20 protein-coding genes are annotated in these 24,066 nt (G+C 59.5%); 16 read left to right on the forward strand and 4 right to left on the reverse strand.

The features are described 5' to 3' along the window. Positions 1-2 precede the first annotated feature (2 nt). On the reverse strand, positions 3-815 hold the full coding sequence (locus AO065_RS07470; protein ID WP_032650150.1) for a cytochrome C assembly family protein: 813 nt from the start codon (positions 813-815) through the stop codon (positions 3-5). Between the two features lie 213 nt (positions 816-1,028). On the opposite strand from AO065_RS07470, the gene ffh reads away from it, so the two are divergent. The 11 genes from ffh to AO065_RS07525 all read left to right on the forward strand — a co-directional run bounded on the left by ffh (position 1,029) and on the right by AO065_RS07525 (position 14,538). Further along, positions 1,029-2,405, forward strand: coding sequence for a signal recognition particle protein (ffh, locus tag AO065_RS07475; RefSeq protein WP_004878868.1), 1,377 nt, complete (start codon positions 1,029-1,031; stop codon positions 2,403-2,405). A gap of 247 nt (positions 2,406-2,652) precedes the next feature. Continuing rightward, on the forward strand, positions 2,653-2,910 hold the full coding sequence (rpsP, locus tag AO065_RS07480) for a 30S ribosomal protein S16 (RefSeq protein WP_004878869.1): 258 nt from the start codon (positions 2,653-2,655) through the stop codon (positions 2,908-2,910). Positions 2,911-2,915: 5 nt separating this feature from the next. Then, positions 2,916-3,455: a ribosome maturation factor RimM gene (gene rimM, locus AO065_RS07485; protein ID WP_004878870.1), complete on the forward strand. Its 540-nt coding sequence runs from the start codon at positions 2,916-2,918 to the stop codon at positions 3,453-3,455. A 5-nt stretch (positions 3,456-3,460) separates the two neighbouring features. Beyond that, on the forward strand, positions 3,461-4,213 hold the full coding sequence (gene trmD, locus AO065_RS07490) for a tRNA (guanosine(37)-N1)-methyltransferase TrmD (RefSeq protein WP_004878872.1): 753 nt from the start codon (positions 3,461-3,463) through the stop codon (positions 4,211-4,213). A 44-nt stretch (positions 4,214-4,257) separates the two neighbouring features. Next, positions 4,258-4,608 carry a 50S ribosomal protein L19 gene (gene rplS, locus AO065_RS07495; protein ID WP_004878874.1) on the forward strand — a complete coding sequence of 117 codons (351 nt, stop codon included), beginning with the start codon at positions 4,258-4,260 and terminating at the stop codon, positions 4,606-4,608. A 101-nt stretch (positions 4,609-4,709) separates the two neighbouring features. Continuing rightward, positions 4,710-5,606: a site-specific tyrosine recombinase XerD gene (xerD, locus tag AO065_RS07500; protein WP_004878876.1), complete on the forward strand. Its 897-nt coding sequence runs from the start codon at positions 4,710-4,712 to the stop codon at positions 5,604-5,606. A gap of 146 nt (positions 5,607-5,752) precedes the next feature. Then, on the forward strand, positions 5,753-6,493 hold the full coding sequence (gene dsbC / locus AO065_RS07505; protein WP_004878878.1) for a bifunctional protein-disulfide isomerase/oxidoreductase DsbC: 741 nt from the start codon (positions 5,753-5,755) through the stop codon (positions 6,491-6,493). 134 nt (positions 6,494-6,627) lie between these two features. Next, positions 6,628-7,932, forward strand: coding sequence for a homoserine dehydrogenase (locus AO065_RS07510; protein ID WP_004878879.1), 1,305 nt, complete (start codon positions 6,628-6,630; stop codon positions 7,930-7,932). A 50-nt stretch (positions 7,933-7,982) separates the two neighbouring features. Beyond that, positions 7,983-9,392: a threonine synthase gene (gene thrC, locus AO065_RS07515; RefSeq protein WP_004878882.1), complete on the forward strand. Its 1,410-nt coding sequence runs from the start codon at positions 7,983-7,985 to the stop codon at positions 9,390-9,392. 177 nt (positions 9,393-9,569) lie between these two features. Then, on the forward strand, positions 9,570-13,154 hold the full coding sequence (locus AO065_RS07520; protein ID WP_004878885.1) for an ATP-binding protein: 3,585 nt from the start codon (positions 9,570-9,572) through the stop codon (positions 13,152-13,154). A gap of 115 nt (positions 13,155-13,269) precedes the next feature. Then, a complete protein-coding gene (locus AO065_RS07525) occupies positions 13,270-14,538 on the forward strand; it encodes an EAL domain-containing response regulator (RefSeq protein WP_032650156.1) in 1,269 nt (422 codons plus the stop codon). Here the strand turns inward: AO065_RS07525 and AO065_RS07530 are convergent. Continuing rightward, entirely contained in the window at positions 14,507-15,169 is a 663-nt protein-coding gene (locus tag AO065_RS07530) for a response regulator (protein WP_004878888.1), read from the reverse strand. The two genes, AO065_RS07525 and AO065_RS07530, sit on opposite strands and share 32 nt — an antisense overlap. A gap of 334 nt (positions 15,170-15,503) precedes the next feature. Between AO065_RS07530 and AO065_RS07535 the strand changes: the two genes are divergently transcribed. Then, positions 15,504-15,800, forward strand: coding sequence for a DUF3509 domain-containing protein (locus tag AO065_RS07535; RefSeq protein ID WP_004878890.1), 297 nt, complete (start codon positions 15,504-15,506; stop codon positions 15,798-15,800). A 108-nt stretch (positions 15,801-15,908) separates the two neighbouring features. On the opposite strand, the gene AO065_RS07540 is transcribed toward AO065_RS07535, so the two are convergent. Further along, positions 15,909-16,748, reverse strand: coding sequence for a TIGR02285 family protein (locus AO065_RS07540; protein WP_032650158.1), 840 nt, complete (start codon positions 16,746-16,748; stop codon positions 15,909-15,911). Between the two features lie 257 nt (positions 16,749-17,005). On the opposite strand from AO065_RS07540, the gene AO065_RS07545 reads away from it, so the two are divergent. From AO065_RS07545 to AO065_RS07555, 3 genes are all read left to right on the forward strand, one after another. Continuing rightward, positions 17,006-17,548, forward strand: a complete 543-nt coding sequence (locus tag AO065_RS07545; protein WP_004878894.1) for a YaeQ family protein — start codon at positions 17,006-17,008, stop codon at positions 17,546-17,548. A 51-nt stretch (positions 17,549-17,599) separates the two neighbouring features. Further along, positions 17,600-19,315 (forward strand): single-stranded-DNA-specific exonuclease RecJ, encoded by a 1,716-nt coding sequence (recJ, locus tag AO065_RS07550; RefSeq protein WP_004878896.1) that lies wholly within the window; start codon positions 17,600-17,602, stop codon positions 19,313-19,315. Positions 19,316-19,426: 111 nt separating this feature from the next. After that, positions 19,427-20,533, forward strand: coding sequence for an NADH:flavin oxidoreductase/NADH oxidase (locus AO065_RS07555; protein ID WP_004878898.1), 1,107 nt, complete (start codon positions 19,427-19,429; stop codon positions 20,531-20,533). 146 nt (positions 20,534-20,679) lie between these two features. Here AO065_RS07555 and AO065_RS07560 read toward each other — a convergent pair whose 3' ends face one another. Then, a complete protein-coding gene (locus tag AO065_RS07560) occupies positions 20,680-22,776 on the reverse strand; it encodes a response regulator (RefSeq protein WP_004878900.1) in 2,097 nt (698 codons plus the stop codon). A gap of 295 nt (positions 22,777-23,071) precedes the next feature. Here AO065_RS07560 and AO065_RS07565 point away from each other — a divergent pair, with 295 nt between their 5' ends. After that, positions 23,072-23,815 (forward strand): tellurite resistance TerB family protein, encoded by a 744-nt coding sequence (locus AO065_RS07565; protein WP_004878902.1) that lies wholly within the window; start codon positions 23,072-23,074, stop codon positions 23,813-23,815. Positions 23,816-24,066: the final 251 nt, after the last annotated feature.

The raw sequence follows: 24,066 nt of genomic DNA on the forward strand, positions 1-24,066 counted from the left end.
CGTCAGATATGCAGAATGAATTCGCGTACCAGCTTGCTGCCGAAATAGGCCAGCATCAGCAGGCAGAAGCCACCCAGCGTCCAGCGGATGGCCTTGTGTCCACGCCAGCCGAGGCGGTTACGGCCCCACAGCAGCACGCTGAACACGATCCAGGCAAGACAGGCCAGCAGCGTCTTGTGCGCCAGATGCTGAGCGAACAGATTTTCGACGAACACCCAGCCGGAAATCAGCGACAGCGACAGCAGTATCCAGCCTGCCCACAGGAAACCGAACAACAGGCTTTCCATCGTCTGCAAGGGCGGGAAATTCTTGATCAGGCCCAGCGGATGCTTGTGCTTGAGCTGGTAATCCTGCACCAGCAACAGCAGGGACTGGAATGCTGCGATGGTAAACATGCCATAGGCCAGCAGCGACAGCAGAATATGGCTGAGAATGCCGGGCTCTTCGTCGATCGGCTGCACCGTGCCACTCGGCGCAAACTGCGCCAGCAGGGCGGTGATCATGCCGAGAGGGAACAGCAGAACAAGCAGGTTTTCCACCGGGATGCGGGTGGTAGCGATCAGGGTCACGACGATCACCGACGCAGCAATCAGGCTGGCCGAATTGAAGAAATCCAGACCAAGGCCGACCGGGCGTGCCAGTTGCGAGAACAGGCCAATGGCATGGACGATCACGGCAAGCGTGCCGAGCAGGTACAGCAGCCGCTTGTCAGGCCTGACGCTCTGGCTCAGACGAAGACCCTGATAGACGGTCGCAGCGGCGTAAAGACTGGCGGCGGCGAGGCTGGGGAGCAGGCTGGGTGGCAAAGGGGACATAGATCCTGATGGACGGGCCTGAAAAGACGCTGAGTTTGGCATAGAACCGGCAAATCACGAAAGACCACAGAAGCAGTCTGCGTGGTGTCCGTGCAGCGGAGTCTTCGCTATAATCCGCCACCTGCTCAAGCCGCAGGCTCGCCGAGCGCCATTTCTGCATCACGGGCCGGGCCGCATCAACCGGGGTTCGACGAGAGCCTGAAAGGATCGCCCATGTTTGAAAATCTGACAGACCGCCTCTCGCAGACGCTTCGCCACGTAACTGGCAAGGCCAAGCTGAACGAGGACAATATCAAGGACACGCTGCGCGAAGTGCGCATGGCCTTGCTCGAAGCCGACGTCGCGCTGCCGGTGGTGAAGGACTTCGTCAACAACGTCAAGGAACGTGCGGTCGGCACCGAAGTGTCGCGCAGCCTGACGCCGGGCCAGGCGTTCGTGAAGATCGTCCAGGCCGAACTCGAAAGCCTGATGGGCGCCGCCAACGAAGATCTGGTGCTCAACGTCACGCCGCCAGCCGTCGTGCTGATGGCCGGTCTGCAGGGTGCGGGTAAAACCACGACTGCCGGCAAGCTGGCGCGCTTCCTTAAAGAGCGCAAGAAGAAAACCGTGATGGTGGTTTCGGTCGACGTTTACCGTCCCGCCGCCATCAAGCAGCTTGAAACCCTGGCCAACGATATCGGCGTGACGTTCTTTGCGTCCGACATCAGCCAGAAGCCGGTGGACATCGCCCAGGCTGCTATTAAGGAAGCCAAACTCAAATTCATTGATGTGGTGATCGTCGACACCGCCGGCCGTCTGCACATCGACGCCGAGATGATGGGCGAGATCCAGTCGCTGCACGCGGCGGTCAAGCCGGCCGAGACGCTGTTCGTCGTCGACGCCATGACCGGCCAGGATGCTGCCAACACCGCCAAGGCATTCGGCGATGCGCTGCCGCTGACCGGCGTGATCCTGACCAAGGTCGACGGTGATGCACGTGGCGGTGCCGCGTTGTCGGTACGGGCCATCACTGGCAAGCCGATCAAGTTCATCGGTATGGGCGAGAAGAGCGACGCGCTCGAGCCGTTCCACCCGGACCGTATCGCTTCGCGAATCCTCGGCATGGGCGACGTGCTCAGCCTGATCGAGCAGGCCGAACAGACCCTCGACAAGGACAAGGCCGACAAACTGGCCAAGAAGCTGAAGAAGGGCAAGGGCTTCGACCTCGAAGACTTCCGCGATCAACTGCAACAGATGAAGAACATGGGCGGCCTTGGCGGCCTGATGGACAAACTGCCGAGCATCGGCGGCGTCAACCTGTCGCAGATGGGTAACGCGCAGGGTGCAGCCGAGAAGCAGTTCAAGCAGATGGAAGCCATCATCAATTCGATGACGCCGGCCGAGCGCCGTGACCCCGATCTGATCAGCGGTTCGCGCAAGCGCCGCATTTCGATGGGGTCGGGGACTCAGGTTCAGGACATCGGGCGTCTGATCAAGCAGCACAAACAGATGCAGAAGATGATGAAGAAGTTCTCCGCCAAGGGCGGAATGGCAAAAATGATGCGCGGCATGGGTGGAATGTTCCCCGGCGGCGGCATGCCAAAGATGTGATTGTGTCGCGCGCGTAGTGTCTTGCGCGCGTCCCGCATGGGGGGCGACCCCCGCTCAGCCCGCGTTGTGCGGGCTTCTACCCGCTGTCATACCGACAGCGCTCCAGCAAATCTGGACGGCACGCCTATAGGCGCCGGAAAAAGACATTTGCAAAAGTCGGGATATTCCTTAGAATATGCGGCCTTTCGGGCACCTATGCCCGCTGTGCATCTTAGATTTGCAGCACCGACTACAGGAACGATGTTCAATGCTAACCATCCGTCTTGCCCTTGGCGGCTCCAAAAAGCGCCCGTTTTACCACTTGACCGTAACCGACAGCCGCAACGCTCGTGACGGTTCCCACAAGGAACAAATTGGTTTCTTCAACCCGGTTGCCCGTGGTCAGGAAATCCGTTTGTCCGTTAACGAAGAGCGCGTCAACTACTGGTTGAGCGTAGGTGCACAAACTTCTGAGCGCGTTGCACAGCTGCTCAAAGAGCACAACAAGGCAAAGGCTGCGGCCTGAGTCTTATGAACGCGACGCCTGCACCTGCCGACGATCTGATCGTCATTGGCAAGATTTACTCAGTTCATGGCGTTCGCGGCGAAGTGAAGGTTTTTTCCTTTACTGATCCGATTGGAAACCTGTTGGACTACAAAACCTGGACGCTTCGGCGCGAAGGCAGCGTTGAGAAGCAGGTTGAGCTGGTCAGCGGACGCTTGCAAAGCAAGTTTCTGGTCGCAAAGCTCAAGGGTCTCGATGATCGTGAAGAAGCCCGTCTTCTCTCCGGTTACGAAATCTGCGTGCCGCGTAACCTGTTCCCTGATCTGGACGATGGCGAGTACTACTGGTACCAGCTTGAAGGCCTCAAGGTTATTGACCAACTCGGACAACTGCTCGGGAAAATCGATCACCTGCTCGAAACCGGTTCGAACGATGTAATGGTTGTAAAGCCCTGCGCGGGCAGTCTGGATGATCGTGAACGCCTGTTGCCCTATACGGAGCAATGCGTGTTGGCAGTCGACCTGGGTGCTGGCGAGATGAAGGTGGATTGGGATGCGGACTTCTGAGTGCCATGGCTAGCCTACGCATAGAAGTCATCAGTCTGTTTCCCGAGATGTTTTCCGCCATCAGCGAATACGGCATCACCAGCCGTGCGGTGAAACAGGGGCTGTTGCAGCTTACCTGTTGGAATCCGCGGGATTACACCACTGATCGCCATCACACTGTGGATGATCGCCCATTTGGCGGTGGTCCGGGCATGGTGATGAAGATCAAGCCCCTTGAAGATGCTCTGGTTCAGGCCAGGCAGGCGGCGGGGGATGCGGCGAAGGTGATTTACCTGTCGCCACAAGGCCGCAAGCTGGATCAGTCTGCGGTACGCGAACTGGCGCAGGAGGACGCGATTATCCTCATCGCCGGTCGTTATGAAGGCATTGACGAGCGCTTTATTGAGGCTCATGTCGATGAAGAGTGGTCGATTGGTGACTATGTTCTTTCCGGTGGCGAGCTGCCGGCGATGGTCCTGATTGACGCGGTTACGCGGCTGCTGCCTGGAGCTTTAGGGCATGTGGACTCCGCGGAGGAAGATTCCTTCACGGACGGTCTGCTGGATTGCCCGCATTACACCCGACCTGAGGTGTATGCGGATCAGCGTGTTCCCGACGTGTTGCTAAGTGGCAATCACGCGCACATCCGGCGTTGGCGTTTACAGCAGTCCCTTGGGCGGACCTATGAACGACGCGCTGATCTTCTGGAAAGCCGCTCGCTTTCTGGAGAAGAGAAGAAGCTGCTGGCGGAATACATCCGCGAGCGGGACGATAGTTAACGTATCGATGGTCGATCCAGACGGATTACCTTAGGAGCACCAGCATGACTAACAAAATCATTCTTGCCCTCGAAGCAGAGCAGATGACCAAAGAGATCCCTACCTTTGCCCCGGGCGACACCGTTGTCGTTCAGGTGAAAGTGAAGGAAGGCGACCGCGCTCGTCTGCAGGCCTTTGAAGGCGTTGTAATTGCCAAGCGTAACCGTGGCGTGAACAGTGCTTTCACTGTTCGTAAAATCTCCAACGGTGTTGGCGTTGAGCGTACTTTCCAGACCTACAGCCCGCAAATCGACAGCATGGCTGTGAAACGTCGCGGTGACGTTCGCAAGGCCAAACTGTACTACCTGCGTGACCTGTCCGGTAAAGCAGCTCGCATCAAGGAAAAACTGTCCTGATACAGTTTTTCGATGCATGAAAAAAGCAGCCTTCGGGCTGCTTTTTTATTGTCTGGTGTTTAATGATGCATCTTCGTCCTGCTGCATAAGCCCGAGTACCCATGCCTGCCATCGACCACCCGCTGATTGACCAGTTTCTCGACGCCCTCTGGTTGGAGAAGGGCCTGTCCGACAACACCCGAGACGCCTATCGCAGCGATCTGGCCCTGTTTCACGGCTGGCTGCAGGAACGCAACGTAGACCTGGCCACTGCCGGGCGCGAGGCCATTCTCGATCATCTGGCCTGGCGGGTGGATCAGGCCTACAAGCCGCGCTCGACCGCGCGGTTTCTGTCGGGCGCGCGCGGTTTCTATCGCTACCTGCTGCGCGAAAAGCTGATCGCTGTCGATCCCACCCTGCAGGTCGACATGCCGCAACTGGGCAAGCCGCTGCCCAAGTCGCTGTCCGAAGCTGACGTAGAAGCGCTGCTGGCGGCGCCGGACCTGAGTGAAGCCATTGGCGAACGGGATCGCGCAATGCTTGAAGTGCTCTATGCCTGCGGTCTGCGGGTGACCGAGCTGATCAGTCTGACGCTGGAGCAGGTCAATCTGCGTCAGGGCGTGCTGCGGGTGATGGGCAAGGGCAGCAAGGAACGTCTGGTACCGATGGGCGAGGAAGCCATTGTCTGGGTTGAGCGTTACATGCGGGGTGCCCGGGACGAGCTGTTGAACGGTCGTCCCAGTGATGTGCTGTTTCCCAGTCAGCGCGGGGAACAGATGACCCGGCAGACCTTCTGGCATCGGATCAAGCATCAGGCCATGGTCGCGGGCATCGATAAATCCCTATCCCCGCATACGCTGCGCCATGCGTTTGCCACGCATCTGCTCAACCACGGTGCCGATCTTCGTGTGGTGCAAATGTTGCTGGGTCACAGCGATCTGTCAACGACGCAAATCTATACGCATGTGGCACGTGCCAGGCTTCAGGATCTGCATGCCAGGCACCATCCGCGAGGATAGTTCCGGTTGCAAATTACCCGGCGTCCTGACGTCGTCCGGGTCGGTGTTACGGGCCTTATGTGATAGGCTTTGCCGGTTTCGCAGAACCAGGCCGACCTGCTACGTTTGCGCAGTGGTCGTCCTGTCCGCCGTCGATAGGAGTTTTCATGCGCTTGCCCCAGATTTTTGCTGCTGCCGTTGTTGCACTGGCTGGTACGTTCAGCACGTTTGTCCTGGCCGATGCCGCTCCTGAGCAGGCCATTCGCAAGACCCTCGATACGCTCAAACTGGAACTTCCGGTGGAAAGCATCGCACCGAGTCCGCTCAATGGTCTTTACGAGGTCAAGCTCAAGGGTGGCCGCGTGCTGTATGCCAGCGCCGACGGGCAATTCGTGGTTCAGGGTTACCTGTTTCAGGTCCAGAACGGCAAGCCGGTCAACCTGACCGAGAAAACCGAGCGTCTGGCCATTTCCAAGACCATCAATGCCATTCCGGCCGCCGAGATGGTGGTTTACCCGGCTGTGGGTGAAACCAAATCGCACATCACCGTGTTCACCGATACCACGTGCCCCTATTGCCACAAGCTTCATGAAGAAGTCGGCGAGCTGAACAAGATGGGCGTTGAAGTGCGTTATCTCGCCTTCCCGCGTCAGGGTCTGGGTTCTCCGGGTGACGAGCAGTTGCAGGCCGTCTGGTGTTCCAAGGACCGCAAGGGTGCCATGGACCGTATGGTCGACGGCAAGGACATCAAAGCCGCCAAGTGCGACAACCCGGTTACCAAACAGTACGAGCTGGGTCAGTCCATCGGTGTGAATGGCACGCCGGCGATCGTTCTGGCCGATGGTCAGGTCATCCCGGGCTATCAGCCTGCAGCCCAGGTCGCCAAGCTGGCGCTGGGTGCCAAGTAATACCTGGCGCAGCTTTGGCGCTGCGTCGTGACACAACGGCCTTGCCGCCGTCTCGCTAAATTGTAGTCGCGTGGCGATACGCGACTGTTTTTCACAGCCGATTCAGGATCGGCTGTTTTTCGGGGAGTTCATCAGTGAAACCGGTCAAAGTAGGCATATGTGGGCTGGGTACTGTCGGTGGCGGTACTTTCAACGTACTCAAACGTAACGCCGAGGAGATTGCCCGCCGCGCCGGGCGTGGAATCGAAGTTGCGCAAATTGCGGTTCGTACACCAAACCCCAACTGCCAGATTACCGGTACGCCTACCACCAGCGATGTGTTCGCAGTGGCCAGCAACCCTGAAATCGACATCATCATCGAGCTGATCGGTGGCTACACGGTCGCCCGCGAGCTGGTGCTCAAGGCCATCGAAAACGGCAAGCACGTGGTCACCGCCAACAAGGCGCTGATTGCCGTTCATGGCAACGAAATCTTCGCCAAGGCTCGCGAGAAGGGCGTCATCGTTGCGTTCGAAGCGGCGGTCGCTGGTGGCATCCCGGTCATCAAGGCAATTCGTGAAGGCCTCTCGGCAAACCGTATCAACTGGGTGGCCGGCATCATCAACGGTACCGGCAACTTCATCCTGACCGAAATGCGCGAGAAGGGCCGCACCTTCCCGGACGTGCTGGCTGAAGCGCAGGCGCTGGGCTATGCCGAAGCGGACCCGACATTCGACGTCGAGGGCATCGACGCCGCTCACAAGCTGACCATCCTGGCGTCCATTGCATTCGGTATTCCGTTGCAGTTCGACAAGGCCTATACCGAAGGCATCACCAAGTTAACCACCGCCGACGTGAATTACGCCGAAGCGCTGGGCTATCGCATCAAGCATCTGGGTGTGGCGCGTAGCACCGCACAGGGCATCGAGTTGCGCGTGCACCCGACCCTGATTCCCGCCGACCGTCTGATCGCCAACGTCAACGGCGTGATGAATGCTGTAATGGTCAACGGTGACGCATCCGGTTCGACGCTGTTCTACGGTGCCGGTGCAGGCATGGAGCCGACCGCTTCCTCGGTCATCGCCGACCTGGTGGATGTCGTGCGCGCCATGACCTCCGATCCAGAGAACCGCGTACCGCATCTGGCCTTCCAGCCCGATTCGCTGTCGGCTCATCCGATCCTGCCGATCGAAGCCTGTGAAAGCGCCTATTACCTGCGTATCCAGGCCAAGGATCATCCGGGCGTCCTGGCTCAGGTGGCGAGCATCCTGTCCGAGCGCGGCATCAATATAGAGTCGATCATGCAGAAGGAAGTCGAAGAGCATGACGGTCTGGTACCGATGATTCTGCTGACGCATCGAGTGATCGAGCAGCGTATCAACGACGCCATTGAAGCGCTGGAAGCCCTGCAGGACGTAGTCGGCCCGGTGGTTCGCATCCGTGTTGAACATCTGAATTAATCAAGGCGGCGAGCCTGCGGGCTCGACGCTCAGACCAAAGGTTTGATCCCATGCGCTATATCAGTACTCGCGGCCAAGCGCCTGCGCTGAATTTCGAAGATGTGCTGTTGGCCGGACTGGCCACCGATGGCGGCCTGTATGTGCCGGAAAACCTGCCGCGCTTCACCCAGGAAGAGATCGCGTCCTGGGCAGGTCTGCCTTACCACGAGCTGGCTTTCCGGGTGATGCGGCCGTTCGTGACCGGCAGCATCCCGGACGCGGACTTCAAGCAGATTCTCGAAGAAACCTACGGCGTGTTCTCCCACAGCGCCATTGCACCGCTGCGTCAGTTGAACGGTAACGAATGGGTTCTGGAACTGTTCCACGGCCCGACGCTGGCGTTCAAGGATTTCGCCCTGCAGCTGCTCGGTCGCCTGCTGGATTACGTGCTGGCCAAGCGTGGCGAGCGCGTCGTCATCATGGGCGCCACGTCCGGTGATACCGGCTCGGCTGCCATTGAAGGCTGCCGTCGCTGTGACAACGTCGATATCTTCATCCTGCACCCGAACAATCGCGTGTCGGACGTTCAGCGTCGCCAGATGACCACCATCTTCGGTGACAACATCCACAACATCGCCGTGGAAGGCAACTTCGACGACTGCCAGGAGATGGTCAAGGCCAGCTTCGCCGATCAGAGCTTCCTGAAAGGTACTCGTCTGGTCGCGGTCAACTCGATCAACTGGGCGCGGATCATGGCCCAGATCGTCTACTACTTCCACGCCTCGCTGCAATTGGGCGGCCCTGCGCGCTCGGTGTCGTTCTCGGTACCGACCGGCAACTTCGGCGACATCTTCGCCGGTTACCTGGCCCGCAACATGGGCCTGCCGATCAATCAACTGATCGTGGCCACCAACCGCAACGACATCCTGCACCGCTTCATGAGCGGCAATCAGTACGTCAAGGAAACCCTGCACGCCACGCTGTCGCCGTCGATGGACATCATGGTGTCGTCCAACTTCGAACGTCTGCTCTTCGACATGCACGGTCGCAACGGCCTGGCCATTGCCGAGCTGATGAGCAACTTCAGGCAGGGTGGCGGTTTCAGCGTCGAAGAAGAGCGCTGGACCGAGACCCGCAAGCTGTTCGATTCTCTGGCAGTGAGTGACGAAGAGACCTGCGAAACCATCGCCGATGTGTTTGTAAAGACCGGCGAATTGCTGGACCCGCATACCGCAATCGGTGTCAGGGCGGCACGCGAATGCCGACGCAGCCTGGACACGCCTATGGTGATTCTGGGCACGGCGCATCCGGTCAAGTTCCCCGAGGCAGTCGAGAAGGCGGGCGTAGGAAAAGCACTTGAGCTACCTGCACATATGTCTGATCTTTTCGAGCGTGACGAACGCTGCACGGTTCTGCCCAATGACCTGAAAGCCATACAGGCTTTCGTCAGCCAGCATGGCAACCGCGGAAAACCGCTCTGACGGAATCGTTGTGTAACAACTTTAGGCCCGCCCACCAGCGGGCCTTCTCGTTTCTACGTGCCAAACTTCCGGGGGTTTTCAGTTCATACAGATGAGTCGGTCGTTGTGAAGCAAGCAAGTATGCAAGGTGTTGTCAGGGGGACAGGCAAGGTAACGGGTGATCGCGTCTGGCACGCGATGGCTTTTCTGCTGATTCTTGTTTTTGCTCGGGCGGCGGTCGCTGCACAGAGTCTGCCGTTTACCCTGACAGCCCCCTTTCTGGCTTCTCCCGACCTGCCGCTGGAAGTCTCTGACCGGCAGTGGCTGGATCAGCGCAAGGTGCTTCGCGTCGGTATCGCCATTGCCGACTACGAACCCATCGATATCACCAGTGACCGCAATCGCTATCAGGGCATCAGTGCCGACTACCTGGGGCTGGTCGGCGATCAGCTCAACATATCCATGCAAGTCACCGGATTCGCCCAGCGCGAGGAAGCCATCGACGCTCTGCGCAATGGAAGCATCGACATACTGACCAGCGCCAATGGGTTCGAACGGGGTGTGAAGGGGCTGGCGTTTTCCACCGAATACATGCCGGATCACTCGATCGTGGTCGGGCGGGGCAACGACCTTAGTCCTTCGCTCAGTCTTGCAGGCAAGAAAGTGGTTTTACTCGACGGCTATGCGGATTCGGATGTCGTGCACCGCGCCTATCCACAGAGCGAGATCATCATCGCTCCCAACCTCTACAGTGCGCTCGAGGCCTTGAGCCAGGGCGAGGCGGACGTCTTCATCGGTAACGAGGTCATCGTCCGTTCCTATATCGCGCTGCGGCCCTATCTGGGCTTGCAGATAAAGTTTGAAAGCGTGCTGCCACCGGTGGGGTTCGCATTCGCGGTGCGTGCGCAGGAACAGCGATTGCTGGGCCTGATCGACCGTGCGCTGGCCAGCATCGATCCCGCTGTCTGTCGCGAAGTCACCGGACGCTGGACGGTGGGGCTGGGTGCAGATCTGGCAGGGCAACGCATCAGCCTGACGGGTGCCGAGCGGCGCTGGATCGTCAAGCATCCCAGCGTCACGGTATCCACAACCCAACACCCACCCTATATCTACAAGGACCGGAATGGTCAGTGGGTGGGGCTCAATATCGACGTGCTGGCGCGCATATCACGCATGACCGGTCTGCAGTTCATTCACCGCGAAGTGCCTTCCACGCAGCAGAGCATAGACGCCTTGCGCACCGGCATGGCCGACATGAACACCACGCTTGCGGAAAACCCGGAGCGTCGGCGCTTTCTGGATTTCACCTATTCCTTCGGCGGCAACAGCTGGGTTTTCGTCGTGCGCTCCGACAGTTCTTCCAATGTCTCGCTGGCAAGCCTGGAAGGGCGGGTACTTGCCTTGCCCGCCCGGCATGCCCTTGAAGATCAGATACGGCGCGAGTATCCACAGATTCAGCTAAAGCTTGCCAACACCTATGATCAGGCGCGGTCGATGGTGGAAAGCGGTGTTGCCGATGCAACCATTCAGAACGAGGCAGGCGCCTATCTGTTTCCGTCCGGCGAGCTGAAGGTCGCCCGCAGCGTTGACGGAAAATGGTCGCCGGACCGGTTTTCAGTGGTCAAGTCGCAACCCGAGTTGCTGGGCATTCTCAACAAGGCGCTGGAAGAGTTCCCAGTCGCCGAACTGCGCTCCATCAGAGTGAAGTGGCTGGGCTCGACCTTACCCCAGCCTTCGCTCTGGACCCGCATACCGCAATGGGTCATATGGGCGGTGATCCTGGCGCTGTTGACCGGTCTGGTATCGCTGCTTTGGAGCAGCAGGCTGAAGGCGCAGATTCGGCAACGTCTGCGGGTGGAAAGGCAATTGAGTGACCAGTTGGCCTTCAAGCGCGCATTGCTCGATGGCATTCCCAACCCGATCTATGTGCGCGACCTCAAGGGTCGGCTGATTTCCTGTAACCGGAGTTACGAAGAAAGCTTCGGCGTCAGTTTCGAGCAACTGAATGGCCGACGACTGACCGATGTCGATCTGATACCTCGCTCCGTAGCCGAGCAGATGCACGCCGATTACGTGAAACTGCTGGAGGATCATCAGCCGATTTTTGCCGATCGCACCATGGAGCTTTACGGCAAGCGTGTGGATGCCTGGCAATGGACGGTACCTTTCTTCGGCGCGGACGGCCAATTACAGGGGTTGCTGGGTGGCTGGATCGATATAACCGAGCGCAAGCGGCTGGAGCTGCAGCTGGAAGAAGCGCTGCGCCAGGCGGACCAGGCGAACGAGGCCAAAAGCGCATTTCTGGCTACCATGAGTCATGAGATTCGCACCCCGATGGGCGCAATCATCGGTCTGCTGGAGCTTGAGTGCGCGCAGGCGCTGCGTCTCGGGCATCAGCCTTCCCAGGCCATTCGGGTGGCGCATCGCTCGGCTCAGGAGCTTGTGGCGCTGGTGGGCGACAGTCTGGATCTGGCCCGCATCGAAGCCGGGGGCATGAAGTTGTCCCTTGAAGTCACGTCTTTACAGGCCTTCTTCGAGGGCGTTGTTCATCTGTTCGCCGCTCAGGCCGAGGCGAAAGGGCTGGCGCTTCGTCTTGAGCTCGACGAGCGAGTGAAAGGCGATTACTGGCTGGATCCCTTGAGGCTGCGTCAGGTCCTGCACAATCTGGTGGGTAACGCGTTGAAGTTCACCGGCCAGGGCGCCGTGGTGATTACTGTACAGGCACTTGATGCACAGCCCGCTGACGGCACCACGGAGTCGCGTATACGTATCGGTGTCGAGGACAGCGGCCCTGGTATCGAGCCGGAGCGCCAGCAACAGGTATTTCAGCCTTTCATTCAGGCCAGCGACGACACGGCCGCCCGTTACGGCGGTACCGGGCTCGGGCTGAGTATCTCCCGCCAACTGGTGGAGCTGATGGGCGGTGATATCAGCCTGCACAGTGAACCGGGTAACGGGACGCGGATTGCCATCGACGTCTCGTTCGCCAGAGTTCAGCACGCCGTCGCACCGGATGGAAAATCCGTCGCGACGCCTGCAGACCAGCGCAGTCTGCATTTGCTGGTGGTCGATGATCTGTCCGCCAATCGTATGGTGCTGACTCGTCAGCTCGAGTTTCTCGGCCATCAGGTGGTGCCTGTCGACGGCGGCGAAACTGCGCTGAACGTTTGGCGGGAAGGTGAATTCGATGCCGTTATCACCGATTGCAACATGCCAGGCATCAGTGGCTATGCCCTGACAGAAGCCATCAGGCGTATCGAGGCGCAGGAGAGGCGCCAGCGGTGCCCCGTCATCGGTTGCACGGCCAATGCGCTGAGCGATGAAAACCTGCGCTGTGAAGCGTCGGGCATGGACGGCCTGCTGATAAAACCCTTGTCGCTGGAGCGTCTGGCTCATGAACTGGCAGAGCTGGTCCGAGAGCCGACCTTCGATCTTCAGACCTTGCAGCGCATGACCCAGGCCAATCAACAACAGATGCAGCGTCTGCTGGCCGAACTCTGGAAAAACCTTCTGCATGAACACTCGGCGCTGGAAGCTGCCGTGCACTCGCGGGACTGGCCGACACTTGGAGCATCGCTGCACCGCCTCAAGGGCGCCGCCAGCCTGATCGATGCCATGCCGTTGGCCAGGGCGTGCATGGCGCTGGATGACGCCACCCGGCGCGAGGCCGAAACCGATACGCTTGAACGCTGGCCGGCACTGGAGATGGCCATCGGCAGCCTGCGCATGGACATCGAAGTGCATCTGGTGGAGCTGCCCGAAATATCGCCTCAGCCTGGATGAACACACTGCGCACCGGGACCGGGTGTAGCGTTTTAAGACTTGTCCTATGGGGATCGCTTTCTCGAGCCTCTAGAGTACGGCCTCTCTGGGCCCGATGGCTTTTTCCCCGATAGGCATGATTGTGTGTTCACTCAAGGTTCTGGTTCTCGAAGACCACCCCTTTCAATTGATGGCGTTGCACCAGATGCTCAACGCCAATCAGATTTTCGATGTGCGAACCGCTGAAAGTGTCGAAGCGGCCCGTGCATCCCTGAACAGCCGTGGCCCTGTCGATATCGCCATCTGTGACTTGCAGATGGACGGTCCGGATGGCCTGGAGCTGATTCGTTATCTGGCTGCCGAAAACATGGCCAATGCCCTGATCATTCTGAGCAGTACGGCCACCTCGATACTTGAAGGCGTAGCCCGTCTTGCCGTTGCTCAGGGCCTGGAAGTGCTGGGTTGCCTGTCCAAACCTGCATCCGCCGCAGCCTTGAGCGAGTTGTTCAAGGCTTATCAGCCACCTGCGCTCAAGGTCGAAGAATCAGCTCCCAAGCGGCAAGTGCCCTGCGCGCTGAATGCTCTGCAGTTGTTCGGCGACGCCATGGAGCCTGCAGCGTGCGCCACGCAATGGGTCGCTCACTTTCAGCCAAAGGTCAGTCTCGACGGTGATGTTCTGGGTGCCGAGGCGCTGGTGCGCTGGCAGCACCCGGTGTACGGCCTGCTGACACCGGGCCAGTTTATGGAGGTCATCGAGGCCGAAGGACTGATCGAGCCGTTGACCTGGCGCGTGCTGGATCAGGCGCTGGCGTTTTCGGCGCAGATGAACCGTGAGCAGGGGCGGGCGCTACCGGTATCGGTGAATCTTGCACCGCAGATACTCCAGCAGATGGATTTCGCTGAACAGATCACGCAGGCGCTTGCGCGTCATGAGTTGCCGGCCAGTGTGCTGACACTGGAAATCCTTGAGCAGGACGCGCAGCAGCCACAGAACTGGCAATTGGAAGAGCTGTTAAGGCTTTGCATGCAGGGCTGTAAATTGTCGATCGACGACTTCGGTATGGGGGCCTCGAACATCGATCGCCTGCTGCAGTTGCCTTTCAGCGAGTTGAAGATCCCCACCGATTTCGTTCGAGGCATAGGGGATGATGTTCGCAAGGCTGCCGTCGTTGCGGGTGCGATGGTCATGGCTCAGCGCTTGTCCATGAACGTGGTGGTGGAGGGCGTCGAAACCCTGGATGATTTTCACAGCGTGTTGGCGCTTGGCACACCGGCCATTCAAGGCTATTTCATTGCCCGGCCGATGGCCCCGGTGGATCTGGCACGATGGCTGTTCGAACGCAGCGCGGCTTCCCACGCACATGCCGCGGCGCTTACGACAGACCATGTTCCTGCAGATACATGAACAACGCTGCGTCATTCGCCACACCCAGCTTGCGCATGGCGCTTACTTTCTGAGCGCTGACGGTCTGCTTGCTGCGGTTGAGCTGAGTCGCGATCCGGCCCACCGCATGGCCGGCCGACAGCAGGCGCAGTACTTCCAGTTCTCTGGGCGACAACTGTTCGAGCGCCAATGGTGAGTCAGGCCCCAACTGCTGAGCGTCCTGCAGCACCCGGCGCACCGAATCGGCCAGAAAGACCCGTCCGCGGCGGACGCTTTCGATGGCGACGGGCAGCTCTCCGGCGACGCTGGCTTTGCTCAACAGGCCCTGAACGTTGAGATACAGCATTGCCTGAAACAGTCCGGCGTTGCTCAGGGTTGTCACCACCACCACAGGCAGCGCCGGAAAGTCCCGCCGAATGCGTTGCAGGAGCCGCAGACCGTCGTTCTGCTGCTCGACCGGCATCATGAAATCCGTGACCAGCACATCACAGTCATGTTCGTTGAGCGCCGCCAGCAGTTCGTCGGGATTGCTCGCCTGTGCAACCACCGCTGCGGCGTTGTCCTGCTCAAGCACCACACGCAGTCCGATCAGAAAAATGGGGTGGTCATCAGCCAGGATGATACGCAGAGGGTGACCGGTGGATGCGCTCAAGGCATGGCTCCGTCAGAGGGGGGCTAATGGTATTTCATCTGAGTCGGTTGTTTATCAAAGGTGCACCAGAGAGCGGCGCTTTGTAGGCGATGGCGCTTATCTTTGCTGAAATTTCCTACGGAGCTGACAACAATTTGCATTGTCTGTCGGTGAGGGCCGTCTGACAGGCGTTGACGGCTGTCTGTCGAACCCCGGTTTTTTCCCTGTCACATTCAGCAGGCATGCTCGAATTCAGAGAACGTCGCCGGCAGTGCAACGCAGAAAAGAACTTTCTGCCGTCGCCGATGGTCATTGGTTAGCACCTTTGCATTCAAACAGTTGAGTGGTGGTTCATATGGAAAATATCAGCTTACTGCTAAGCGAAGCGCTGGCTCCCTACAAGGCCAGCATCGGCCCGGCCGGCGCACGTGGCGAACGTCTTGTGACGTTGAGAGATGCATCCGGTGCCTGTGTGATCGAGCGCATGTTCACTGCCGATCAATTGGGTGACAAACGTCAACTGACGGATGTGGTCGACGGGCTTCATCGGGATTTGATGGTTGCCGAAGGCAGGATCGAGCCCTGTGTCATTGCTGCCATGCGCAACGCAGCGATGAGCCGTACCTTTGTCGGTGCCCCGACATTCGCCTGATGGCAATGCAGACCAAGGGACGCCAGCCGCTCCCTTGATCAGCGTCTGACGACGCATCCGATTACCCCGTGCAGTGTGACTCTGCCCGGGGTTTGTCTTTTCTGCGGATCATTTTTTGTCGAAGATGGCCTTCACGTCGCGCAGGTAATCGCCACGCTGTTCCGGGGCCAGCCATTGTGCATAAAGCCCCATCAGGCTGCTTTCGCGCAGAGTGCGCATTTCCCGATTGATCAGTTGCATTGCCTGCCTGCCCTCGGGTGTATTGCTGCAGCCGATGTAGGCCACCTGGTACACGGGATTTTCAACGATGGGCAGGAAGATCAACGCTTGTGGACTGATCCCCTGTTGCAGCGCCTGATAGCGCGCTTCGAACCAGAAACCGAGCAGACCCTGCAAGCGTCCGGCCTGCACCATTTGCAACAGGCTCCCGACCGCGTCGCTGCCATAGTGCAGGCTCAGTGTCTGTTCATGGCTGTCCTGGAGCGTCTTGTCGATGACGCCTCCGTAACTGCGTTCGGCAACTGCGCCGAGCTTGACGGTATTACTGGCCATCAGAGCGTCGAGGTCGACTTTGCCTTGCGAGACAAAGGGCTCGATCTTCGCCATGTCGTCCTTGAACACGACAAGTCCGCTGCTGTACAGAACGAATGCCGGAATGGAGAACACAATGGTTCTGGCGCGCTCGGGCGTCCAGAGCATGGTCGGGTCGCAGCTCAGGCTCGTGCCGTCGTTGAGCGTTTGTATGGCTCTGGCCCTATTGACGTGCATCACCACGTGATCGTATTCGGGCATCCCGGCGGTCAGCAGGGGCATGAGTTGATCGATGGCGCCCTGGCCCTGCATGGTCCCCGAAAAGATCGTCGAGGGCGGCAGGTCGCGCAACAGCCAGGTCAATGTTTCCCGCGCCTGGCTCGTCGCGGGCACGGCTAGCCACAACAGCGCCAGCATCAGGCGAATCATTACGCAGTACGAGGCACGAAGAATCATTCGTCTGTCTCATCCTCGAAAATGTCATAGGCCAAGTGTGTCAAGTAACAGGCTTTTGAGTCGCGCCGCGCCGCTGGCGTCACATATCACGGTGGTTCTGCGTTTATGAGGCTATCTGATTTTCGCTGTCCGGCAAGCCGATCCACGCACCGATTCGTTCGCGGAGCCCTGCATCGGTTAGACTTGTCGTCTTTCCTCCAGACTCTAGAAGCCCGTTCATGGCCCAGCCGTCCACGACCTACAAATTCGAACTGAACCTGACCGACCTCGACCGGGGTGTTTACGAAAGCGTCAAGCAGACCATCGCCCGTCACCCCTCGGAAACCGAAGAGCGCATGACCGTGCGCCTGCTGGCCTATGCCTTCTGGTACAACGAGCAGCTTGCCTTCGGTCGCGGTCTGTCTGATGTAGATGAACCGGCGCTGTGGGAAAAAAGCCTGGATGACCGTGTTCTGCACTGGATCGAAGTCGGCCAGCCCGATGCCGACCGCCTGACCTGGTGTTCGCGTCGTACCGAGCGCACCAGTCTGCTGGCTTACGGCAGTCTGCGGGTCTGGGAAGGCAAGGTCATTCCGGCGATCAAGAACCTGAAGAACGTGAACATCGCTGCCGTTCCGCAGGAAGTCCTCGAAGTGCTGGCCAAAGACATGCCCCGCGTCATCAAGTGGGATGTGATGATCAGCGAAGGCACTGTGTTTGTCACCGATGACCGTGGCCAGCACGAAGTCCAGCTGCAGTGGCTCGCTGGCGAGCGCGGCTGATACCGCACTGTTTACCCTGTACCGACACATCAAGAGAATCAGCTGACCCGCATGCGCATCGAACCTCGTCTGTTGCCCGACACCCTGCCTTTTCTTGGCGATCTGCCTCCGTTGCTCACCCGCCTGTACGCGGCAAGGGGGGTGGCGAGTGAGGCCGAACTGGACAAGAGCCTGGCGCGACTGATTCCGTATCAACAGCTCAAGGGCATCGATGCCGCCGTCGACTTGCTCGTGACCGCGCTGGATGAACGTCAGCGCATGCTGATCGTCGGCGACTTCGATGCCGACGGTGCAACGGCCAGTACTGTCGGTGTGCTGGGGCTGCGCCTGCTGGGAGCCGAGCATGTCGACTATCTGGTGCCGAACCGTTTCGAGTACGGCTACGGTCTGACGCCGGAAATCGTCGAGGTCGCGCTGCAGCGCAAGCCGCAACTGCTGATCACCGTCGACAATGGCATTTCCAGCGTCGAGGGCGTGGCAGCGGCCAAGGCAGCCGGTTTGCAGGTGCTGGTCACCGATCACCACTTGCCGGGTCACGAGCTTCCGGCAGCCGATGCCATCGTCAATCCCAATCAACCCGGCTGTACGTTCCCCAGCAAATCGCTGGCGGGCGTCGGCGTGATCTTTTACGTGTTGATGGCGTTGCGCGCGCGCCTGCGTGACAGCGGCTGGTTCGAACGCAATCAGCGCGCCCAGCCCAATCTGGGCGAACTGCTGGATCTGGTGGCGCTGGGCAGCGTGGCGGACGTTGTGCCGCTGGACGCCAACAACCGCATTCTGGTGCATCAGGGTCTGATGCGCATACGCGCCGGTCGCGCACGACCCGGCTTGCGCGCGATTCTGGAAGTGGCGCGTCGCGAGCCGTCGCGCATCACTTCCACCGACCTGGGTTTTATCCTCGGGCCGCGTTTGAACGCGGCGGGACGTCTGGATGACATGAGTCTGGGCATCGAGTGCCTGCTCTGTGACGACCCGACGCTGGCGCGTGAAATGGCCGTGCAACTGGATGAACTGAATCAGGACCGCAAATCCATCGAGCAGGGCATGCAGCGTGAAGCACTGGCCCAGCTCAAGGACCTGCCGGTCGAGTCCATGCCGTTCGGCCTGTGCCTGTTCGAGCCGGACTGGCACCAGGGCGTGATCGGCATTCTGGCCTCGCGCATGAAAGAGCGTTATCACCGTCCGACCATCGCGTTTGCCAGCGCCGGGGAGGGCGTGCTCAAGGGCTCGGCCCGCTCGGTGCTGGGGTTCCATATTCGTGACGCGCTGGACGCAGTGGCGGCGGCTCATCCGCACCTGATCAGCAAGTTCGGCGGGCACGCCATGGCAGCGGGTCTGTCCTTGCCCGAAGAGCACTTTCCGGCGTTCGCCGAGGCGTTCGATCAGGAGGTACGGCGTCAGCTTGATGAACAGGACCTGACCGGACGCTTGCTGTCGGATGGCTCGCTGGCGGTCGAAGAGTTTCATCTGGAACTGGCCCGCGCGCTGCGTAATGCCGGGCCCTGGGGACAGCATTTCCCTGAGCCGCTGTTTCATGGCGTATTCCAGCTGGTGGAGCAACGCGTGGTGGGTGAGCGGCATTTGAAGATGGTGCTCAAGACCGAGTGCGGCAGCGTCAAGCTGGATGGCATTGCTTTCAGCGTGGATCGCGATATCTGGCCCAACCCCAACATTCGCTGGGTTGAACTGGCCTACAAGCTGGATCTTAACGAATTCCGTGGCAACGAAACCGTGCAACTGATGGTGGTGCACATCGCGCCACGCTGAGAATAAGCAGGAACCCCTCAGGCTCATGGGTTGTCGACTAGGCTCTGTCCTCTGAAAACTGCTCGCTGAACCCGAGCCGGGACACCCGAATTTTTACCCTGAGAGGTTGCCATGAGCCTGCTGCTTGAGCCCTATACCCTGCGCCAATTGACGCTGCGTAATCGTATTGCTGTGTCGCCCATGTGTCAGTATTCCAGTGTCGATGGTCTGGCCAACGACTGGCATCTGGTGCACCTGGGCAGCCGTGCCGTCGGTGGCGCGGGGCTCGTTATCACTGAAGCCATGGCGGTGACGCCGGATGGTCGCATTACCCCGGAAGACCTTGGCCTGTGGAACGACGAGCAGATCGAGCCGTTGCAGCGCATCACGCGTTTCATCACTGCGCAGGGAGCCGTTGCAGGTGTCCAGTTGGCACATGCCGGGCGCAAGGCGAGCACCTGGCGTCCGTGGTTGGGTAAACACGGCAGCATCCCCGAGAGCGAAGGCGGCTGGACCCCGGTGGGTCCGTCGGCGATTGCCTTCGACCCGCAACACACCGCTCCGGTGAAACTGAGCGACATCCAGATTCAGGAAGTGATCAAGGCATTCGTGGACGCGGCCCGCCGTTCGCTGACCGCAGGTTTCAAAGTCGTCGAAATCCACGCGGCGCATGGTTACCTGCTGCATCAGTTCCTCTCTCCGCTGAGCAATCAGCGCACGGATGAATACGGTGGCTCTTTCGAAAACCGCATTCGTCTGACCCTGCAAGTGACCGAAGCGGTCCGCGCAATCTGGCCTGAAGAACTGCCGCTGTTCGTGCGCGTATCGGCGACCGACTGGGTAGAGGATGGCTGGAATCCTGACGAGACCGTGGAACTGGCACGTCGCCTCAAGGCGCTGGGTGCAGACCTCATTGACGTGTCCTCAGGCGGCACCGCAGCCAAGGCGGAAATCCCGGTCGGTCCTGGCTACCAGACCCGCTTCGCTGAACGCGTGCGCAAGGAATCCGGCATCGCGACCGGCACAGTCGGCATGATCACCGATCCTGCACAGGCAGAGCACATCCTGCGTACCGGTCAGGCCGACATCATCCTGCTCGCCCGGGAGCTGCTGCGTGATCCGTACTGGCCGCTGCATGCCGATGACGATCTCGGCGGACGACTGGCCACCTGGCCCGCGCAATACCAGCGCGCGACACACCGTGACCAGCCGATTCACGAGTCTGATCTGCGGGACTGACGGTTTGGCAGAGGGTTTGGTAGGGAAGCCAGAGAGAGGTGGCAAGCCACCTCTTATCAAACAACACGTAATCTGCTGACTGAACACGTTTTTGTGGGAGGTCCCCACCACGGTCCTGAGTCTTCTAAGCGCAAGCGCTACAAGCGCTACAACCGCTCATTCGCGCTGTCCAGCAATTCGGTCACCCGTCCGGTCAGTGCTGCGATGGAGAAAGGCTTGGGCAGCACGTACATGCCGGGCTCCAGCGTGTCGTGTGCGAGCGCGGCGTTTTCCGCGTAACCGGTCACGAAGAGGATTTTCAGATCGGGGCGCACCGCTCTGGCCGCGTCTGCAACCTGACGGCCGTTCATGCCGCCGGGCAGGCCGACGTCGGTCACGAGCAGATCAATTGCCGCCTTCGATTGCAGGATTTCCAGCGCAGCAGAGCCTCGGTCGGCCTGCAGCACCAGATACCCCAGATCCTCAAGCACTTCGGTGATCAAAAGACGTACCGTTGGCTCGTCATCGACAACCATAACGGTTTCGCCGCCAGCGTTCTGTGAAGGCACCGGTATAGCGCAGTCATGCAGTACGGGCTCGGCCTGACCTTCGAACATCGGCAGGAGAATACTGAGTTTCGCGCCTTTCCCTGTCTCCGAAAAAATGCTGACACCTCCGCCGGATTGCCGGGCAAAGCCGTAAATCATCGACAGTCCGAGGCCTGTACCCATACCGATGGGTTTGGTGGTGAAAAACGGATCGAATGCCCGTCCGATCACTTCCCTGGTCATTCCTGTGCCCGTGTCGCTGACCGTCAGTTCCACATAGCGACCCGCCGTCAGCTCATGTTTCGCTGCAGTCGGGCTGTCCAGATAGCGATTGCCGGTCTCGATCAGCAACTGGCCACCGTCCGGCATGGCGTCCTTGGCATTGATGCACAGGTTCAGCAGTGAGTTTTCCAGTTGGTGCGGGTCAACCATGGTCGACCACAACCCTGGTGTGGGGCGCACTTGCATGTCGATGGCAGGCCCCACGGTACGTCTGATGAGTTCATCCATGCCTGCTATCAACTGGTCGACATCGGTTGCTTTTGGATCAAGCGTCTGGCGGCGGGAAAAGGCCAGCAATCGATGCGTCAGCGAGGCCGCACGCCTTGAGCCTTCCAGTGCCGAGCCGATGTAACGGTCCAGTTCTGCAAAACGGCCTTGCTTGACCCTCGACTGAAGCAACTCCATGTTGCCGGTGACGCCCATCAGCAGGTTGTTGAAGTCATGCGCAAGGCCACCGGTGAGCTGTCCGACCGCCTCCATCTTCTGTGACTGACGCAGTGCTTCTTCGGTGATGCGAAGTGCTTCGATGCGCTGCTTTTCGTGGGTCAGGTGCTTGCCCAGCGCGAAGATGACGCCGTTGCCCGGCGCGGCCGTCCAGCCGAACCAGTGATACGTGCCGTCGACATGTTTGTAACGGTTTTCGAACAATGGCAGGACATGGCTGATGGTGTGCGTCAGCGCATTTTGCGTGCTTGCGACATCGTCCGGGTGAAGCAAATCCAGGATCGAGGTGCCGATCATTTCACGCTCGGTGCGGCCGAGCAGGGCGTTCCAGGCCGGGTTGACCCTCAGGAAAGTGCCGTTGAAATCGAGCATGGCCAGCGGATCGGGTGAGATCTTCCAGAACGTGTCCAGCTCCAGCGTTCGTTGTTCCAGCTTGGCGGTCTGCTGCTTTTCGTGTTCGATCAACTCTTCGATCAGCTCGCGGCGTTTGCTTTCGCTGGCTTGAAGTGCGCGCTGATCGAGCACGTGCTGGGTGGTTTCGTTGGTGGCGCAAAACATGCCGACGGTGGTGCCGTGTTCATCAATCAATGGCGAGAAGGAGAACGACCACCAGGTCTGCTCGATTTCACCGAAGCGCGCCATGGTCAAAGGCATGTCCTGCCATCGGCCGGCCTGGCCGTTCAACGCTTCCTCGACCAATGGAAGCACCTGATCCCAGACATCAGCCCACAACTCATGCATCAGAGCGCCGATGGCCCGCTCTTTGCGAGGTCCGAGAATCGGCGCATAAGCATCGTTGTGGAAGAAAATCAGCTCGGGCCCCCACAGCAGATACATGGATTCGGGGCTGTTGAGGATCAGGTTGAGCGCATTCTTCAACGTCACAGGCCATTGGTCCACAGGACCAAGCGAGGTGTGGTTCCAGTCTTTGGTCCTGATTGTCTCGGCTGCTTCGCTGCTGCCTGCAGGGAAGCCGACTCGTGATATCACTTCAGCAAGCTCCCGATGGACGGCTGGACAGTAATGGAAGAGTGATGAGCGTCGATTGCATCGACGTCCGATCCAGATTAGTGGCTCGCATTGTCCTCTTTTTCGACGCCCACATGAATCGACCATTTCGATTTCCAGGCGTTGCGTCTTTTCCGCTGCAGGGCGAATACGATTTGAACCGATCCCGGTCTGCGGCCAGCTGCAACATCTGGAAGCACACCTGTTTCTGGCGTTTTGTCACTTCTGTTTAACCTGCTGGTCAATGATTCATCTGACAATCCTGTGGAGGTTCCCTGTGAATACGCGTGGCTTACTCGATCAGTTGCTCAAGTCTGGTCAGAACATGTTGCAGGACAAGGTCAACGGCAAGCCCAAGTCCGGCAAGCCGTCTTCAGGAAGTGATTCATTGATGGACGGACTGGGCAGCCTTCTCGGCGGTAATAAAAGCGGCAGCCAGGGCGGTCTTGGAGGCCTGCTGTCCGGTGCGGGCGGTGGCGCGCTGGCGGCGGGTGCGATGAGCCTGCTCAGGGGCAAAGGCTCTCGAGGCATGGGCGGCAAGGCACTGAAATACGGCGGTCTGGCGGCGTTAGGTGTGCTGGCCTACAAGGCCTACAACAACTGGCAAGCCAGTCAAGGCGTGACCGGTCAGCGTGAGCCGCAGACCATCGACCGCCTGCCGGACTCGGAAGCCGAGTTGCACAGCCAGGCGATCCTGCGGGCGCTGGTGGCGGCTGCCAAGGCCGATGGCCATGTGGACGAGCGTGAACGCGAGCTGATCGAAGGCGAATTCAGCAAGCTGAGCACCGATCAGACCTTGCAAAGCTGGCTGCATGCCGAGTTGAACAAGCCATTGGACCCGGCCGAAGTCGCGCGGGCAGCCACCACGCCTGAAATGGCGGCAGAAATGTACATCGCCAGTGTGATGCTGGTGGATCAGGAACACTTCATGGAGCGTGCTTATCTGGATGAACTGGCTCGCGCGTTGAAGCTTGATCCAGGACTCAAGGCCGAGCTGGAAGGGCAGGTCAGGGACGCGTAATAAATCGTCGCCAGCGTATGTTTTCCCGGGCCGGGTTTTAGTTAACGAACCCGCCCGGTTCAATACACGCCCCGCCTGGCCTGTTTTCGACAGATTGCACACCTTTGCGCAGCACGCCGCCCCCTCTTATCGAACAACGCGTAATCTGCTTAATGGACACGCTTTTGTGGGAGGCGGCTTGCCGGCGATGCAGTCGACGCGGCAGGTCAGGAAAATCGCGTCATCGTTCATCGCCGGCAAGCCGCCTCCCA

Source organism: Pseudomonas viridiflava (assembly GCF_001642795.1).
Taxonomy (GTDB): Bacteria; Pseudomonadota; Gammaproteobacteria; order Pseudomonadales; family Pseudomonadaceae; genus Aquipseudomonas; species Aquipseudomonas viridiflava.

Excerpts from the sequence above, each read along its gene's own strand:
- rimM (WP_004878870.1), top strand. The coding sequence starts at position 2,916 with ATGAACGCGACGCCTGCACCTGCCGACGATCTGATCGTCATTGGCAAG.
- AO065_RS07545 (WP_004878894.1), top strand. The coding sequence starts at position 17,006 with ATGGCCCAGCCGTCCACGACCTACAAATTCGAACTGAACCTGACCGAC.
- thrC (WP_004878882.1), top strand. The coding sequence starts at position 7,983 with ATGCGCTATATCAGTACTCGCGGCCAAGCGCCTGCGCTGAATTTCGAA.
- xerD (WP_004878876.1), top strand. The coding sequence starts at position 4,710 with ATGCCTGCCATCGACCACCCGCTGATTGACCAGTTTCTCGACGCCCTC.
- AO065_RS07470 (WP_032650150.1), bottom strand. The coding sequence starts at position 815 with ATGTCCCCTTTGCCACCCAGCCTGCTCCCCAGCCTCGCCGCCGCCAGT.
- rpsP (WP_004878869.1), top strand. The coding sequence starts at position 2,653 with ATGCTAACCATCCGTCTTGCCCTTGGCGGCTCCAAAAAGCGCCCGTTT.
- dsbC (WP_004878878.1), top strand. The coding sequence starts at position 5,753 with ATGCGCTTGCCCCAGATTTTTGCTGCTGCCGTTGTTGCACTGGCTGGT.
- AO065_RS07555 (WP_004878898.1), top strand. The coding sequence starts at position 19,427 with ATGAGCCTGCTGCTTGAGCCCTATACCCTGCGCCAATTGACGCTGCGT.
- recJ (WP_004878896.1), top strand. The coding sequence starts at position 17,600 with ATGCGCATCGAACCTCGTCTGTTGCCCGACACCCTGCCTTTTCTTGGC.
- ffh (WP_004878868.1), top strand. The coding sequence starts at position 1,029 with ATGTTTGAAAATCTGACAGACCGCCTCTCGCAGACGCTTCGCCACGTA.
- trmD (WP_004878872.1), top strand. The coding sequence starts at position 3,461 with ATGGCTAGCCTACGCATAGAAGTCATCAGTCTGTTTCCCGAGATGTTT.
- AO065_RS07535 (WP_004878890.1), top strand. The coding sequence starts at position 15,504 with ATGGAAAATATCAGCTTACTGCTAAGCGAAGCGCTGGCTCCCTACAAG.
- AO065_RS07520 (WP_004878885.1), top strand. The coding sequence starts at position 9,570 with ATGGCTTTTCTGCTGATTCTTGTTTTTGCTCGGGCGGCGGTCGCTGCA.
- AO065_RS07525 (WP_032650156.1), top strand. The coding sequence starts at position 13,270 with ATGATTGTGTGTTCACTCAAGGTTCTGGTTCTCGAAGACCACCCCTTT.
- rplS (WP_004878874.1), top strand. The coding sequence starts at position 4,258 with ATGACTAACAAAATCATTCTTGCCCTCGAAGCAGAGCAGATGACCAAA.
- AO065_RS07540 (WP_032650158.1), bottom strand. The coding sequence starts at position 16,748 with ATGCTGGCGCTGTTGTGGCTAGCCGTGCCCGCGACGAGCCAGGCGCGG.